We start from the raw sequence: 16,399 nt of genomic DNA, 5'->3' as shown, positions 1-16,399 counted from the left end.
CGTCTGCCGTGCGCGCGGGGCCAGTAGGGTTGATGGTCGAACGCAGCCGCCCACGCGTGCGCGTTCTCCCCCTCCTTCAGAAGTGAGAAGCACCTGTGGCAGAAGACACCTCCCGGCAGACCGGCGCGAGCGACGAGGAGCGCTACGACTTCCGAGCGCTCCAGGAGAAGTGGCTCCCGATCTGGGAGGAGACGCGCCCGTTCGCGACGGACGACCCCGACGACAAGCGCCCCCGCAAGTACGTGCTCGACATGTTCCCGTACCCCTCGGGCGACCTGCACATGGGCCACGCCGAGGCGTACGCGCTCGGAGACGTGATCGCGCGCTACTGGCGCCAGCAGGGCTTCAACGTCCTCCACCCGATCGGCTGGGACAGCTTCGGCCTGCCCGCCGAGAACGCCGCGATCAAGCGCGGGCTGAACCCGGTCACCTGGACCTACGACAACATCGAGCAGCAGAAGCGCTCGATGAAGCGCTACGCCGCGTCCTTCGACTGGGACCGCGTGCTGCACACCTCCGACCCCGAGTACTACAAGTGGAACCAGTGGCTGTTCCTCAAGATGTACGAGAAGGGCCTCGCCTACCGCAAGGACAGCTGGGTCAACTGGGACCCGGTGGACCAGACGGTCCTGGCGAACGAGCAGGTCCTCGCGGACGGCACCTCCGAGCGTTCCGGCGCGGTCGTGGTCAAGAAGAAGCTCACGCAGTGGTACTTCAAGATCACCGACTACGCCGACCGCCTGCTCGACGACCTGAACCAGCTCGAGGGCTCCTGGCCGTCGAAGGTCATCGCCATGCAGCGCAACTGGATCGGCCGCTCCATCGGCGCCGACGTCGAGTTCGAGATCGAGGGCCGGGACGAGCGCGTCACCGTCTTCACCACGCGCCCCGACACGCTCTACGGGGCGACCTTCATGGTCGTCGCGCCCGACTCCGACCTCGCCTCCGAGCTGGTCGAGGGCTCCGAGCCCGCGATCCGCGACGCGTTCCGCAGCTACCTCGAGACGGTGCAGAAGTCGAGCGAGATCGAGCGCCTGACCGCCGACCGCCCCAAGACCGGCGTGTTCCTCGGCCGCTACGCGGTGAACCCCGTGAACGGCGAGCGGCTGCCGATCTGGGCCGCCGACTACGTCCTCTCCGACTACGGCCACGGAGCCGTCATGGCCGTGCCCGCGCACGACCAGCGCGACCTCGACTTCGCCCGCGCCTTCGACCTGCCCGTGCGCGTGGTCGTCGACACCAACGCGTCCGTCACCGGGGCGATCCCGGTCATCCCGGAGGACCCGGAGGAGCTGGCCGCGCTCGAGAAGGAGTACTCGCTCGACCCCGCCACGACCGGCGAGGCGCTGACCGGCGACGGCCGCCTGATCAACTCCGGGCCGCTCGACGGGCTCTCCAAGCGCACCGCCATCGAGCGCGTCATCAGGATGCTCGAGGAGCGCGGCCGCGGCCGCTCGGCCAAGAACTACCGCCTGCGCGACTGGCTGATCTCCCGTCAGCGCTACTGGGGCACCCCCATCCCGATCATCCACGGAGCCGACGGCGAGCTCGTGCCGGTTCCCGAGGACCAGCTGCCCGTCGTCCTGCCCTCCACCGACGGCCTCGACCTGCAGCCGAAGGGCTCGTCGCCGCTCGGAGCGGCGGAGGACTGGGTGAACGTGCCGCACCCGGTGGACGGCTCGCCCGCGCGCCGCGACCCGGACACGATGGACACCTTCGTCGACTCCTCGTGGTACTTCCTCCGCTTCCTCTCGCCGAAGGACGACACGCAGGCCTTCGATCCGAAGCTCGCCGAGAAGTGGGCGCCCGTCGACCAGTACGTCGGAGGCGTGACGCACGCGATCCTGCACCTGCTGTACGCGCGCTTCATCACCAAGGTGCTGTTCGACCTGGGCTACGTGTCGTTCACGGAGCCGTTCACGGCGCTGCTCAACCAGGGCATGGTGCAGATGGACGGCGCGGCGATGTCGAAGTCGAAGGGCAACATCGTCCGCCTCTCGGACCAGCTGGACGAGTTCGGCGTCGACGCCGTGCGCCTGACGATGGCGTTCGCCGGCCCGCCCGAGGACGACATCGACTGGGCCGACGTCTCCCCCGGCGGCAGCGCGAAGTTCCTGGCCCGCGCCTGGCGCCTGGCGAAGGACGTCACCTCGAGGCCCGACGTCGAGTGGAAGTCGGGCGACGCGGCTCTGCGCCGCCAGACCCACCGCTTCCTCGCGGAGTCCCCGTCGCTGATCGAGGCGTTCAAGTTCAATGTCGTGGTCGCGCGGCTGATGGAGCTCGTCAACGCGACCCGCAAGGTCGTCGACTCGGGCGCCGGGGCGGGTGACCCCGCGGTCCGCGAGGCGGTCGAGGTGGTCGCGATGGCTCTCAACCTGTTCGCGCCGTACACGGCCGAGGACATGTGGCACCGTCTGGGCTACGAGGGCACCGTCGCGCACGCGCTGTGGCGCAAGGCCGACCCGTCGCTGCTGGTCGAGGAGAAGGTCACGGCGATCCTGCAGGTCGACGGCAAGGTCCGCGACCGGCTCGAGGTCTCGCCGAAGATCTCCTCCGACGAGCTCGAGGAGAAGGCGCGGGCCACGGCCGGCGTCGCCCGGGCTCTCGTCGGCCGCGAGGTCGTGAAGGCGATCGTGCGGGCGCCGCGCCTGGTGAACCTGGTGACGAAGGCGGTCTAGCCGCCGATCCGTCCCGACGGGGCTCCTCCTCTCGCAGGAGGGGCCCCGTCGTGCGTCCTGCGCCGGTGCTGCTCTCTCCTCCACAGGGAGGCGATCCGGCGGGCTGTCCCCGGATCGGTGTCGGCGGCCGCGCCGGGCGGGGACACGGGTCCTACCGTCGGCGGATGCCAGAGACCAGCGGGACGGACGACGAGCAGCTGACGGCGCTGCTGCGGCCCCGCCGCGCCCGCCCGCGCTGGCGCGTGGGAGTGGGAGCGGCGGTCGTGCTCGTCATCGGCGCCGCGGTGGTCGCGGTGCTGCTCGCGGGAGCGCGGTCGAGCGGTCATGAGCGGGTCCTGGAGCCCGCCGTGTCGACGAGCGCGCCCGCTGCTGCGGTGGTCGAGTCGCTGTACGTGCACGTGGCCGGTGAGGTCGCCTCTCCCGGGCTGTACGTCCTGTCGCCGGAGGCGCGGGTGGCGGACGCGGTCGCCGCCGCCGGAGGGTTCCAGGAGTCGGCGGAGCGCGCGGCGGTCAACCTGGCCCGGAGGCTCGTCGACGGCGAGCAGATCGTCGTGCCGGCCGTGGGAGCGGCGCCGGCCGCGGCGGGAGCGGCTCCGGGCGGATCCGCTCCGGGAGGGGCCTCCGCCGCCGGATCCGTGCTGAGCCTGAGCACGGCGACGGCGGCTCAGCTGGAGGAGCTGCCCGAGATCGGCCCGGCGACCGCGAAGAAGATCGTCGCCCACCGGGAGGCGAACGGCCCGTTCTCCTCTGTCGACCAGCTGCTCGAGGTCCCCGGGATCGGCGAGAAGACGCTCGCCGCGTTCCGCGACCAGGTCGCGCCGTGAGGAGCGTGCGGGCGGCGGACCTGCGGCTCCTGCCGGCAGCGGTGTCCGCCTGGACCACGGCGTGGGCGGCCGGGATGCTGCCGGTCGCGGCGGTGCTCGACGGGGGCCTCTCGTGGTGCGCCGCGGGCTGGGTGCTCCTCGGGGCGGCGTGCGTCCTGCTCCGGCGCGGCCTCGGCGGGCGGCTGGTCGGAGCGGTGCTCGTCGCGGGCGCGGGTGCCGCCCTCGCCCTCACCTCCGTCGTCGCCGCGGCGCCCGGTGACCACCCGGCGTCGCTGCGGGAGGCGCAGGAGGATCGCGCCCTCACCCCGGTCACCGTGCGCGTCGACACGGGTGCCCGACCGCTCGCGACCGGGGGAGTGTGGTTCGACGCGACGGCGCTGCGGGTGGGAGACGCGTCGACCGCGGCCCCCGTCCGCGTGCTGCTCGCCGATCCCGGCGGTCGGCTGCCGGTGGGCGCCGAGCTCGACCTGGAGGCGCGTGCTGCCGCGCAGGAGGGGCCCGTCGGCGAGGCGACGATGCTGAGGGCGGCGTCCGTTCAGGACCGGCACGGTCCCGGGGGAGCGGCGGCCGTCGCGGAGGTGCTGCGCTCGCGCTTCCTCGAGCGCACGGCGCTGGTCGGCGGCGACGTGGCGGGGCTGCTGCCGGGCCTCGCGACCGGCGACACGTCCGCGCTCGACGCGGGGCTCGAGGAGGCGATGCGCACCGCGTCGCTCACCCACCTGACCGCCGTCTCGGGCGCCAACTGCGCCGTGGTGGTGGTCGCCGGCTGGACGATCGCGGCGCTCCTCGGCGCCGGGCGCCGCCTCCGGACCGTCGCCGCCCTCGCCCTGCTCGCCGGCTTCGTGGTGCTGGTGACCCCCGAGCCGAGCGTGGTGCGGGCCGCCCTGATGGCGACGGTGGTCCTCCTCGCGCGGCTCGGGCGTCGCTCCGGAGCGGCCGTGCCCGCCCTGCTCGCGACCGTCGTCGTGCTCGTGGCCGCCGACCCCTCGATCGCGGGGAGGCTCGGCTTCGTGCTGTCCGTCCTCGCCACCGCCGGACTCCTGCTGCTCGCCGAGCCGATCGCGGGCGCTCTCGGTCGAGTGCTGCCCCGGCCTCTCGCCCTGCTGCTCGCGGTGCCGACCGCGGCGCAGCTCGCCTGCCAGCCCGTGCTGCTGCTCGTGGACCCGTCGGTGCCGGTGTACGGAGTGCTCGCCAACCTGCTCGCCGAGCCCGCGGCACCCGCCGCGACCGGGCTCGGGCTCATCGGCTGCCTGCTCGCCCCCTGGTGGCCCGGAGCCGCCGACGCGGCGATCCGGCTCGCCGCCGTCCCCGCCTGGTGGATCGCCTCGATCGCCCGCGCCGTCGACTCGTGGCCCGCCCCGAGGATCGTCTGGTGGCCCGGAGTGGGAGGAGCGCTCGCGCTCACCGTGCTGACCCTGCTCGGTCTCGTGCTGGTCACGCAGTCGCCGCGGCTCGCGCGGGTGCGCCGGATCGCCGCCGTCGGGCTGGCGTGCGCGATCGCCGCCGCCGGCGGCACCACCGTCGCCACGCCGCTCCTCCGCGCCGCCTCGGTTCCCGAGGACTGGCGTGTCGCGATGTGCGACGTCGGGCAGGGCGACGCGGTCCTCCTCCGCGGAGACGCGGGCGTGCTGCTCGTCGACACGGGGCCCGAGCCCGCACCGCTCGAGGCCTGCCTCCGCCTGATGGGGGTGGACCGGATCCCTCTGCTGGTGCTGACGCACTACGACCTCGACCACGTCGGCGGGCTCCAGGCCGTCCTCGGACGGACCGACGCCGCGCTCGTCGGGCCCGCCGCGGGCCGCGACGACGAGCGCGACCGGGCGGCGCTCACCGGCGCGGGGGTCGCCGTGCAGGAGGCGGTCCGCGGCGACAGCGGCGCGCTCGGCTCGCTGCGCTGGCGGGTCGAGTGGCCGGAGCGGCGGAGCGCGCTGCGGGGGAACGAGGCGAGCGTGACCCTCCGGGTCGACATCGGCCCGGACGCCCGCGGCGGCCCGCTCTCCGTCGCGCTCCTGGGCGACCTCGGCGAGCAGGAGCAGGGACGCGTCTCCCGGCTGCCGGTCGGCCGGGTCGACGTGGTCAAGGTCGCGCATCACGGCTCCGCCGACCAGTCGCCCGCCCTCTACGACGCGCTCGGCGCGAGCGTCGGGCTGATCTCCGTCGGGGCGGAGAACGACTACGGACATCCGAATCCGTCGCTCCTCGCTCTGCTGGCCGAGCGCGGGGTCGAGGCGCTGAGGTCGGATGTCGAGGGTACGGTCGTGCTCGCGTCCCGCAGCGACGGGATCGCGGTCTGGGTGAGCGGCGCGACGGCTTCCGCGGCGGCCTCGCGGCGCCGTGAGCGGGCCGTAGGGTGGAGGGCGCTCGGACGGGCGCGGCACGGAAGGACACGGCATGGCAGGCAGGGCCCCGGCGCGCGCGAAGGCAGCGCCCTCGAAGGCGGCGATCCCGCAGCTCGCCTGGAACCAGACCCGGCCGGCGCCGATCGTGCTGATCACCGGCCCGGAGCAGTTCCTCGCCGACCGCGCGCTGCGCTTCCTCCGTGAGTTCCTCCGGGCCGAGGATCCGAGCCTCGAGGTCAGCGACATCGACGCCGGCGGCTACGCGCCGGGGGAGCTGCTGACGCTCGCGAGCCCGTCCCTCTTCGACGAGCCCCGCCTCATCCGCGTCTCGAACGTCGAGAAGTGCACGGACGCGTTCCTCCTCGAGACCCTCGACTACCTCTCGGCGCCCGCGGACGGGGCGACCCTGGTGCTCCGCCACGGCGGCGGCAACCGGGGCAAGAAGCTCCTCGACGCCATCCGCTCGGGCACGGGCGGCGGCATCGAGATCGTCTGCGCCGAGCTCAAGCGCGAGAGCGACAAGGTCGACTTCGCGATCGCCGAGTTCCGCACCGCCGGCCGCACGGCGACCACCGGTGCCGTCCGAGCCCTGGTGTCTGCCTTCTCCGACGACCTCGACGAGCTCGCGTCGGCGTGCCAGCAGCTGCTGTCCGACGTCACCGGCGAGATCACCGAGGCGACCGTCGCGAAGTACTACGGCGGCCGCGTCGAGACCACGGCCTTCACCGTCGCCGACTCCGCGATCGCGGGCCGTCACGGCGAGGCACTGCTCGGGCTCCGCCACGCCCTCGCCTCCGGTGCCGACCCGGTACCGATCGTCGCCGCGTTCGCGAGCAAGCTGCGGACCATGGCGAAGGTCGCCGGCTCGCGCGAGGGCTCGGGCCAGGTCGCCTCGCGTCTGGGCCTCGCTCCGTGGCAGGTGGACCGGGCCCGGCGCGACCTGCAGGGCTGGACCGGCGAGGGCCTCGGCACCGCGATCCTGACGGTCGCCGACGCCGACGCGAACGTGAAGGGCGCTACCCGCGACCCCGTGTACGCCCTCGAGCGCATGGTCTCCGTCGTCTCCGCCCGGGGCGTCTGACCCGCCCGAAAGGCCCTGCTCCCGCGATCCGCACCGACCTCGTCCCCGGCGGGTCTCGATACGCCGCTCCGCGGCCGCTCGACCAGCAGCGAAGGGTTCACCTCCCCTCGCAGGGTCGCACCGCGGCCGACGAAGAGTCGGACGACGACCCCGCAGGGTCACCGGCGATCCGTGTGCGAGCGGATCGTCGTACCCGGAACGGAACCCGCTCCTCCCACCGCAACGATGCGCGGAAGCCGACTGCGCGACGGGCGACGAGGCACGAGGAGCCCGTCGAGATCGGTGCGGGTCACCGGCGATCCGCGTGTCAGCGGATCGTCGTACCCCGAAACGCTCTCCGCTCCTCCCCCCGCGACCCTCCGCGGTAGCGGACCGGGCCGCAGCCGATCGAGAGCCGGACGATGCCCTCGCAGGGTCACCGGCGATCCGCGTGCGAGCGGATCGTCGTACCCGGAACGAAACCCGCTCCTCCCATCGCGACCAAGCGCGGAAGCCGACTGCGCGACGGGCGACGAGGCACGAGGAGCCCGTCGACCGCGAAGCGGAAACGACGAAGGGCCCGGCCAGAGGCCGGACCCTTCGTCGTTTCCGCTTCGCGCAGTATTACAGCGCGGCGACCTGCTTCGCGATGGCCGACTTGCGGTTCGCGGCCTGGTTCTTGTGGATGACGCCCTTGCTGGCGGCCTTGTCGAGCTTCTTGGCGGCGAAGGCGAGGGCGGTGCCGGCCTTCTCGGTGTCGCCGGCGGCGATGGCGGTGTGGACCGAGCGGATGGCGGTCTTCAGCTCGCTCTTGACGGCCTTGTTGCGCTCGTTCGCCTTCTTGTTGGTGAGGTTGCGCTTGATCTGCGACTTGATGTTTGCCACGTGGATTACCTTCTTCTCGGATGTGCGTGTGTGCAGCCGGCTACTCGACGGAGTGCCCCTTCCGCGGGCGTCTGAACGCCCTGCGGTGCGACTGGAGGTCGCCGGCTTCTGATCACTCCACGCCTGCCGGGTGTCCGGAGGGGGAGCGCAAGCCAACAAGGAACTTTAGCGCACCCGTCGTCACCCTTCAACCGCGCCGCGCCCGCGGGTGCGGCGCCGTCCGGGTCGGGCCCGCCGGGGCGACACGCCGGGGGAGGCGGACCGCCGTGGCGTCTCGCGGTCCGGGCCCGCCGGTAACGTGACGCCGGTGCCCCGTCTCGCCGATCACCTCTCCGCGGTGCCGCCCTCGGGCATCCGCCACCTGTTCGAGATCGCGCTGCGGCTCGACGGAGTCACCCTCCTCGCGGTGGGCGAGCCCGACGTGCCGACCGCGCCGCACATCATCGAGGCGGCCCGAGCGGCGTGGGCGGCCGACGACACCCGCTACGGGCCCAACGGCGGCGTCCCCGAGCTCCGGCGGGCCATCGTGGAGAAGCTGGCGCGCGACAACGGCATCGAGGCGGACGTCGAGCAGGTCTGGGTGACCGTCGGCGCCACGCAGGCGCTGCACCAGGCGATGACGCTCCTTCTCGGGCCCGGCGACGAGGTGCTCATCCCCGACCCGGGCTACACCGTCTTCACGACCAACGCGCGGACCATCGGCGCCGTGCCCGTGCCGTACACGCTGCGCGCCGAGAACGCCTTCCTCCCCGATCCCGAGGAGGTCGAGCGCCTGATCACGGACCGGACCCGCGTCCTGATCGTCAACAGTCCGTCCAACCCGCTCGGCGTGGTGTTCCCGAGGGAGGTCCTCGAGCGCCTGCTCGACATCGCCCGGCGCCACGACCTGTGGGTGCTCAGCGACGAGGTCTACGAGTACTTCACCTACGGGCGCCCGCACGTGAGCCTCGCGGCGATCGCGCAGGAGCGCGGGGACGACGCCGACCGCGTCCTCAGCGTCTTCTCCTTCTCGAAGACCTACGCGATGACCGGCGTCCGCGTCGGCTACCTCGTGACGCCTCCCGGCTTCACGTCGATCATGGTCACGGTGCAGGAGGCGGCGATCAGCTGCGTCGCCACTCCGGACCAGCGCGCCGCCCTCGCCGCTCTGACCGGGCCGCAGGACGCGGTGGCCGCCGCCTCCGACCACTACCTCGCCAACCTGCGGCTCGCGACGGGTGTGCTCGACGAGCGGGGGATCGCCTACCGCGAGCCCGAGGGCGCGTTCTACCTGTGGATCGACATGGCGCACGCGACCGGAGGGGACGTCGCCTCCTGGGTCGAGTCGTTCCTCCTCGAGACCCTCGTCGCCGTCGCTCCCGGCAGCGCCTTCGGCCGCACCGGCGAGGGCTGGATCCGCGTCTGCCTCGCCGCGGATCCCGCCGCGCTCGAGCACGGGCTGCGCGCCCTCCCGGCCCCGGTGCGCGGATGAGCGCTGCCGAGGTGCTGGTCCGGCGCGTCCGGGCCCAGGAGTACGACGAGGTCTCGCGCCTGCGGCTCGCCGCCTACGCCCACGACTACGAGCTGGGGGAGGAGTACGCCGCCGACGTCGCAGCGGTCGCCCGGCACGACGTCGAGGGCGAGGTCTGGGTCGCCGTCGAGGGCGACGGGCGGATCCTCGCCACGGTCACCACTGCGCGCCCGGGCGCGAACCTGTACGAGCTCGGCCGCCCCGGCGAGCTGGACTGGCGGCTGCTCGCCGTCGCCCCGGAGGCACGCGGGCGGGGTCTCGGGCGGCTGCTCACGGAGTTCGTCGTGATGCTCGCCGCCGAGCGGGGCCTCCAGCGGGTCGTGATGAACAGCGGCACGCTGATGACCACCGCGCACGCCCTCTACGAGAGCATGGGCTTCGTCCGCCTCGGCGAGCGGGAGAACCCGCCCGGCGTCGAGCCCACCCGCACCTACGGACTCGATCTGTAGCCGCCGGTCCCGGCCTCCGCCGCCGGGCATGGGACACTGGTCCCACGATGTCTCCACGTGCACACTCCGGGCTCGAGCCCGCCGCGACCGATCCGGCGTCCATCCGCAACTTCTGCATCATCGCCCACATCGACCACGGCAAGTCCACCCTCGCCGACCGGATGCTCGGCATCACGGGTGTCGTCGAGGACCGGGCGATGCGCGCGCAGTACCTCGACCGCATGGACATCGAGCGCGAGCGCGGCATCACGATCAAGTCGCAGGCCGTGCGGATGCCGTGGGAGCGCGACGGGCGCACGTTCGCCCTGAACATGATCGACACTCCGGGCCACGTCGACTTCTCCTACGAGGTCAGCCGCTCGCTGGCGGCCTGCGAGGGCGCGATCCTCCTGGTCGACGCGGCGCAGGGCATCGAGGCCCAGACGCTCGCGAACCTCTACCTCGCGCTCGAGAACGACCTCACGATCATCCCGGTCCTCAACAAGATCGACCTGCCGGCCGCGGATCCCGAGAAGTACGCGAAGGAGCTCGCGAGCCTCATCGGCGGCGACCCGGACGACGTCCTCCGCGTCTCCGGCAAGACCGGCATGGGCGTCGAGGCGCTGCTCGACCGCGTCACCGAGCTCATCCCGCCGCCCGTCGGCGACCCCTCCGCGCCTGCGCGCGCCATGATCTTCGACTCCGTGTACGACGCCTACCGCGGGGTCGTCACCTACGTCCGGATGATCGACGGCAAGCTCTCGCCGCGCGAGAAGATCCAGATGATGTCGACCCGCGCCACGCACGAGATCCTCGAGATCGGCGTGTCGAGCCCCGAGCCCGTCGCGACGCAGGGTCTCGCGGTCGGCGAGGTGGGCTACCTGATCACCGGTGTGAAGGACGTGCGCCAGTCGAAGGTCGGCGACACCGTCACCACGGCGTCCAAGCCCGCGACGCAGGCGCTGCCCGGCTACACCGAGCCGCTCCCGATGGTCTTCTCGGGCCTGTACCCGATCGACGGCAGCGACTACCCGGACCTGCGCGAGGCCCTCGACAAGCTCAAGCTCTCGGACGCGGCGCTCGTCTACGAGCCCGAGACGTCGGTGGCGCTCGGCTTCGGCTTCCGCTGCGGCTTCCTCGGCCTCCTGCACCTCGAGATCATCACCGAGCGCCTGCAGCGCGAGTTCGGTCTCGACCTCATCACCACGGCGCCCTCGGTCATCTACGAGGTCTCGACGGAGGACAAGAAGACCGTCACCGTCACGAACCCGAGCGAGTTCCCCGTCGGCAAGATCGCCGCCGTCACGGAGCCGATCGTCAAGGCCGCGATCCTCGCGCCGAAGGACTACGTCGGCACGATCATGGAGCTCTGCCAGAGCCGCCGCGGGACCCTGATCGGCATGGAGTACCTGGGCGAGGACCGGGTCGAGATCCGCTACCACATGCCCCTCGGCGAGATCGTCTTCGACTTCTTCGACAACCTCAAGTCCAAGACCGCCGGCTACGCCTCGCTCGACTACGAGCCCGCCGGCTCGCAGGAGGCCGACCTCGTGAAGGTCGACATCCTGCTGCAGGGCGAGCAGGTCGACGCGTTCAGCGCGATCGTGCACCGGGAGAAGGCCTACGCCTACGGCGTGCTGATGACGGGACGCCTGCGCAAGCTGATCCCGCGGCAGCAGTTCGAGGTGCCGATCCAGGCCGCCATCGGCGCCCGGATCATCGCCCGCGAGTCGATCAGCGCGATGCGCAAGGACGTCCTGGCCAAGTGCTACGGCGGCGACATCACCCGCAAGCGCAAGCTCCTCGAGAAGCAGAAGGAGGGCAAGAAGCGGATGAAGATGGTCGGCCGCGTCGAGGTCCCCCAGGAGGCGTTCATCGCCGCGCTCTCGGGCGACGTCGAGACGAAGGACAAGAAGTAGCGCGAGCCCCGTCGTCGGCGCCTGTCCCCCCTCCCGGACGGTTGACGCACCCCCCGTCCGGGACATCGTGTCCGCGGGGATTGCGGCGCCTCACAGCGGACCGATAGCTTTCGGACGCCAGGACGCGGCCGTGGATCGGTATCGATCCGCACGGGGGGCTGCAGCGTCGACGACCGGTCCTCCACCATGACGAAGGGTGGTAGTCCGTGGTGCCTACGAGCACGAGGAAGCGCTGGATCAGGACGGGGGCGGCGCTCGCGAGCATCGCGGCCGTCGCAGCGGGATCGCTGGTGGCGGCAGGGCCGGCCTCCGCGGCGAACAAGGTGATCCCGGTCGCGCCCGCGCCGTACTCCTGGTCGGACAACGCCCGGTTCGGCACCGACGTGCCGCTTCCGGTGGCCGCAGACGCGACCACGCTGACCGTCGAGCTGCCCGACTCCACCGCTCCCGACACCTTCACCGAGTGGTCGCACCCCGGCTACCGGGTCGTGACGTGGCAGCTGGGGAGCACCGCGACGGACCTCGAGAGCGGCGAATCCGTCGTCGACACCGCCACCAACTCGATCCAGATCCCGATCGGACGCGCCGCCGGCTCCTTCGGCGGCACCTCGCTCTCGCTCCTCCTGAACGGCGCCGAGGACGAGGCGGACGACGCGTACGCTCCGGCCGGCGTCGACCGGACCGGCTTCGTCCTCGCCCTCTCCGCCGCCCTCCAGGTGACTGCTGCGAGCGGGTCCGCGGAGGCCGACCTCGACCTGTCGACGTCCACCTCCTCCGAGCGCGCCGGCGGCGAATTCTGGGCCGGCGGCGGCACCGTCACCGAGGCCGGCGCGGGCGACGTCATCGTCCTCGACTCCGGTGTCCCCGGCTTCTTCGACCTCGCGGGCCTCAGCGCCACGGTCGGAACGGAGGACGGTGGCCGCCTGAAGGCCGCCCCCACGGTCGTCGAGGGCGGACGGGGCATCGCGATCCGTCCGACCCAGGAGTTCTTCGACCGCTACCTCAACTTCAGCGACACGACGCCGCTCGGCGCCCCGTCGGTCGAGGTGAAGGGACTCAGCCGCGGCGGGGAGCAGCCTTCCGGCACCGGCGTCATCGTGCGCGCGCCGCTGCGCGTCGTCCCGTCGACCACCACCCCGACGCCGACGCCGGGCACCGGCCCGGAGGTCGTCCGCCTCGCGGGCACCGACCGCCAGGGCACCGCCGTCGAGATCTCGAAGGCGACCTTCGACACCCCCGGCGTCCCCGTCGTCTACATCGCCACCGGCGCGAACTTCCCCGACGCGCTCAGCGCCGGTCCCGCCGCCGCGAAGCAGGGCGGCCCGCTCCTCCTGGTCGACCGCGACTCGGTGAGCCAGGTCGTCCGCGACGAGCTCACCCGTCTCAAGCCCCAGCGGATCGTCGTCGTCGGCTCCGACCTCAGCGTCAGCGACGCTCTCGCCACCGACCTCGGCCAGTACGCGAACGGGAGGGTCTTCCGCCTCGGAGGCACCGACCGCTACGACACGTCGCGGAAGATCATCGAGAGCGCCTTCGGAGGCGGCTCGCCGAAGGGGGCCTGGCTCGCGACCGGCGAGAAGTTCCCCGACGCGCTCAGCGCCACCGCCGCAGCGGGCAAGAACTCGGCCCCCGTCGTCCTCGTGAACGGCGGCCTCCCGGCGGCCGACCCGACCACTGTCGGGATCCTGACGCGGCTCCGGCCTCCGGTGCTCACCATCGCGGGCTCCGAGCTGTCGGTCAGCGCCGGCATCCAGAACTCCCTCACGGTGCCGGCCGGACCGGTCGTCACCCGCATCGGCGGGGTCGACCGCTACGACACCTCGGAGCAGCTCAACCGGGCGGCCTTCCCCCGCGGGTCGAAGACCGTGTTCCTGGCCACCGGAGAGAACTTCCCCGACGCCCTGGCCGGAGCCGCGGCCGCCGGGCGCACGGGGAGCCCCCTCTTCGCCGTGCCCCCGACCTGCGTGCCGGTCAAGGTGCTGCAGGACATCAAGGCCGGCGGAGCGACGCGCGTCGTCCTCCTCGGCGGCACCGGCACCCTGTCGCCGGCCGTCCAGAAGCTGACTCCCTGCAGCTGACCCGACCCGCACCACGACGAGGGCCCTCCTCCCGCTCCGGCGGGGGAGGGCCCTCGGTCGTTCCCGGCTCGGGGCGCCGACGGTCGGATACGCTGGGTCGGATGGACAGCACCACCCGGCACGCGGACTCGACGCGCGCCGCGCTCGAGGAGTCCGGGAAGAAGGTCGGGACGTGAGCATCCGCCGCTCCAACTTCGAGGGCCAGCCGCAGGTCACCTACGCGGCGGTCGGCGGCACTCTGGCACCCGACCTGCTCGAGTACCCGCCGGACGGCTTCACGGCCGAGCGCTTCGAGGCCCGTCTCGGCTCGGGCGACGAGCGCTTCGCCATCACCACCGCCTCCCTGATGACCTGGGGCGTGCAGCGCGGCAGCGGCATCGAGGTGACCGACATCACCAGCGGGAGCGGCGTGCAGTACACCGGCGTCAACTTCGACGCCGCGGGCACCCCGATCGACCTCGTCAGCCGGCCGACGGAGGAGCATTTCGCTCCCGACGGCACCCCCTACATCACCGCCGGCGTGACCGCCGTGCTCCGCGTGACCCTGCTCGGCCGCGTCTTCGACGCCCCGGTCCGCGTGGTCTACGTCGTCGACGAGCCCGACCAGGTCGGCTTCGCCTACGGCACCCTCGAGGGCCACCCCGAGAGCGGCGAGGAGTCCTTCGTCGTCGAGAAGCGCGCGGACGACTCGGTCTGGCTCGTCATCCGGGTCTTCTCGCGTCCCTCCACCCGCCTCTACCGCCTGGGCGCGCCGGTGCTGCGCGCCGTGCAGAAGCGCCAGGTCGCCAAGTACCTGCGCGCGCTGCTGCCGGCGCGCGTCAGCTGACGTGGGGAGCGCCCTCCCGATCGCCGATCCTGCTCCGCTCGACGGCGGACTGCCCGCGTCCGTCGTCGAGGGCGTGGAGCAGCGCGACCTCGGCCTCTACGTGCACGTGCCGTTCTGCCGGGTCCGCTGCGGGTACTGCGACTTCAACACCTACACGGCGACCGAGCTCCGCGGGGCGAAGCAGCAGGACTACGCCGACGAGGCGATCACCGAGATGGCTCTCGGCGCCGAGGTACTCGAGCGCGCGGGCCTGCCCCGGCGCCCCGCCCGCACGGTCTTCTTCGGCGGCGGGACGCCCACCCTCCTGCCCGCCGGCGACCTGGTGCGGATGCTGGACGGTCTCCGCACCCACTTCGGGGTCGCGCCCGACGCCGAGATCACCACCGAGGCGAACCCGGACTCCGTCGACGCCGCCTACCTCCGCGCGCTGGCCGAGGCGGGCTTCACCCGCGTCAGCTTCGGGATGCAGTCGGCCGTGCCGCACGTCCTCGCCACGCTCGAGCGCACCCACGACCCGGAGCGGGTCCCGCTCGTGGTCGAGTGGGCGAGGGAGGCCGGCCTGCAGGTCAGCCTCGACCTCATCTACGGCACGCCGGGGGAGTCCCTGGCCGACTGGGAGCGGTCGCTCGACTCCGCGCTCGCCAACCGGCCGGACCACCTCTCGGCCTACGCCCTGATCGTGGAGGACGGCACGAAGCTCGCCCGGCAGATCCGCCGCGGCGAGGTCGCGACCCCGGACGACGACCTCACCGCCGACATGTACGAGCTCGCCGACGCGCGCCTGGCCGCGGCCGGGTACTCCTGGTACGAGGTCAGCAACTGGGCGCGCGACGCAGCCCACCGCTCCCGGCACAACCTCTCGTACTGGCTCGGCCACGACTGGTGGGGCGTCGGTCCCGGCGCGCACAGCCACGTCGGAGGCGTGCGCTGGTGGAACGTGAAGCACCCGGCGGCCTACGCCGACCGGCTGAGCACCGGGGCCTCGCCCGCCGCCGGGCGGGAGACGCTCGACGCGGGGACGCGGCGGGTGGAGGACGTGCTGCTGCGCTCGCGCCTGGCGGACGGCCTGCCCATCGACGCGATCGACGCCGCTCGGCGCAGCGAGGTGGCGGGGCTCATCGCCGACGGCCTCGTCGACGGCCGGGCGGCGCTCGGCGGCCGGATCGTGCTGACCCTGCGCGGCCGTCTGCTGGCCGACGCGGTCGTGCGCCGTCTCACCGACGGCTGAGGCCGGATCCCGGGGCGGCCGACGCACGGCCGCCCCGGTTCCGCGGCTACTTGAAGAACGGGATGCTGAGCGGGTACGTGTAGTACTCGCCCGCGCTGGCGCGCACCGAGGCGATGATCGCGAAGACGATCACCAGGATCGGCACGACCAGGAACACGATGAAGCCGACGAGGACGAAGGACAGGATCGTCCCGGCGACGTAGGCGATCAGCGTCGTCAGGTGGAAGTTGAGGGCCGTCTTGGCGTGCGCCTCGAGGAACGGTCCGCGCCCCTTGAAGACCAGGAAGACGATCAGCGAGGGCAGGAAGCTGAAGAAGATGCCGGTCACGTGCGTGACGATCGCCCAGGTCTTCTCGTCCGCCGGGTTCAGCGGCGGAGCCGGGGTCCCGTAGACGGGGGGCGGGGGAGGGGTGGCCGACATGATGGTCTCCGTTCCGGCGGCGGCGACGGGCGTCCCCCGTGCGCTCGGCGTCCATCGTGGCATGCGGCGACTCCCTCCGCACCGGGCCGCGCAGGACCTCCTCCTCGGGGATGACGGGGCTCCTCCCCGCGGCCCTGCAGGAGTGCACCCCGGCCGATCCCGGCGCAACCCCGCCGGGCGGTCCGCCTCCCGGTTATGATTGG

At 72.8% G+C, this 16,399-nt stretch carries 12 protein-coding genes; 10 read left to right on the top strand and 2 right to left on the bottom strand.

Going from position 1 to position 16,399, the window contains the following annotated elements; all coding sequences use genetic code 11:
- Positions 1–95 precede the first annotated feature (95 nt).
- The 4 genes from leuS to holA all read left to right on the top strand — a co-directional run bounded on the left by leuS (position 96) and on the right by holA (position 6,922).
- Positions 96–2,678, top strand: coding sequence for a leucine--tRNA ligase (gene leuS, locus GSU40_RS09740; protein WP_104225642.1), 2,583 nt, complete (start codon positions 96–98; stop codon positions 2,676–2,678).
- A gap of 164 nt (positions 2,679–2,842) precedes the next feature.
- Positions 2,843–3,502, top strand: coding sequence for a ComEA family DNA-binding protein (locus tag GSU40_RS09735; protein WP_104251142.1), 660 nt, complete (start codon positions 2,843–2,845; stop codon positions 3,500–3,502).
- Entirely contained in the window at positions 3,499–6,045 is a 2,547-nt protein-coding gene (locus GSU40_RS09730) for a ComEC/Rec2 family competence protein (RefSeq protein ID WP_160034769.1), read from the top strand. The genes GSU40_RS09735 and GSU40_RS09730 overlap by 4 nt, the downstream gene beginning before the upstream one ends.
- Positions 5,945–6,922, top strand: coding sequence for a DNA polymerase III subunit delta (gene holA, locus GSU40_RS17070; protein WP_244229664.1), 978 nt, complete (start codon positions 5,945–5,947; stop codon positions 6,920–6,922). Before GSU40_RS09730 ends, holA begins: the two co-directional genes overlap by 101 nt.
- Positions 6,923–7,525: 603 nt before the next feature.
- Here holA and rpsT read toward each other — a convergent pair.
- Positions 7,526–7,786, bottom strand: coding sequence for a 30S ribosomal protein S20 (rpsT, locus tag GSU40_RS09720; RefSeq protein ID WP_097165711.1), 261 nt, complete (start codon positions 7,784–7,786; stop codon positions 7,526–7,528).
- 307 nt (positions 7,787–8,093) lie between these two features.
- Between rpsT and GSU40_RS09715 the strand changes: the two genes are divergently transcribed.
- From GSU40_RS09715 to hemW, 6 genes are all read left to right on the top strand, one after another.
- Entirely contained in the window at positions 8,094–9,257 is a 1,164-nt protein-coding gene (locus GSU40_RS09715; protein WP_104248213.1) for an aminotransferase class I/II-fold pyridoxal phosphate-dependent enzyme, read from the top strand.
- The gene (locus tag GSU40_RS09710) at positions 9,254–9,745 is read left to right on the top strand and encodes a GNAT family N-acetyltransferase (RefSeq protein WP_104223126.1); all 492 of its coding nucleotides are present in this window, start codon (positions 9,254–9,256) and stop codon (positions 9,743–9,745) included. The genes GSU40_RS09715 and GSU40_RS09710 overlap by 4 nt, the downstream gene beginning before the upstream one ends.
- A gap of 47 nt (positions 9,746–9,792) precedes the next feature.
- Positions 9,793–11,643, top strand: a complete 1,851-nt coding sequence (lepA, locus tag GSU40_RS09705) for a translation elongation factor 4 (protein WP_104223127.1) — start codon at positions 9,793–9,795, stop codon at positions 11,641–11,643.
- 209 nt (positions 11,644–11,852) lie between these two features.
- Positions 11,853–13,721, top strand: coding sequence for a cell wall-binding repeat-containing protein (locus GSU40_RS09700; protein WP_160034766.1), 1,869 nt, complete (start codon positions 11,853–11,855; stop codon positions 13,719–13,721).
- Between the two features lie 172 nt (positions 13,722–13,893).
- A complete protein-coding gene (locus tag GSU40_RS09695) occupies positions 13,894–14,547 on the top strand; it encodes a DUF1990 domain-containing protein (RefSeq protein ID WP_244229440.1) in 654 nt (217 codons plus the stop codon).
- Between the two features lies 1 nt (position 14,548).
- Positions 14,549–15,775, top strand: a complete 1,227-nt coding sequence (gene hemW, locus GSU40_RS09690) for a radical SAM family heme chaperone HemW (RefSeq protein ID WP_160034763.1) — start codon at positions 14,549–14,551, stop codon at positions 15,773–15,775.
- A 46-nt stretch (positions 15,776–15,821) separates the two neighbouring features.
- Here hemW and GSU40_RS09685 read toward each other — a convergent pair whose 3' ends face one another.
- A complete protein-coding gene (locus GSU40_RS09685) occupies positions 15,822–16,259 on the bottom strand; it encodes a DUF4870 domain-containing protein (protein ID WP_244229439.1) in 438 nt (145 codons plus the stop codon).
- Between the last annotated feature and the right edge of the window lie 140 nt (positions 16,260–16,399).

It is taken from the genome of Rathayibacter sp. VKM Ac-2805 (genome assembly GCF_009834265.1).
In the GTDB taxonomy this organism is placed as follows: domain Bacteria; phylum Actinomycetota; class Actinomycetes; order Actinomycetales; family Microbacteriaceae; genus Rathayibacter.
Note: the sequence above shows the minus strand (reverse complement) of the source record. Positions and strands in the feature narration are given on the sequence as shown.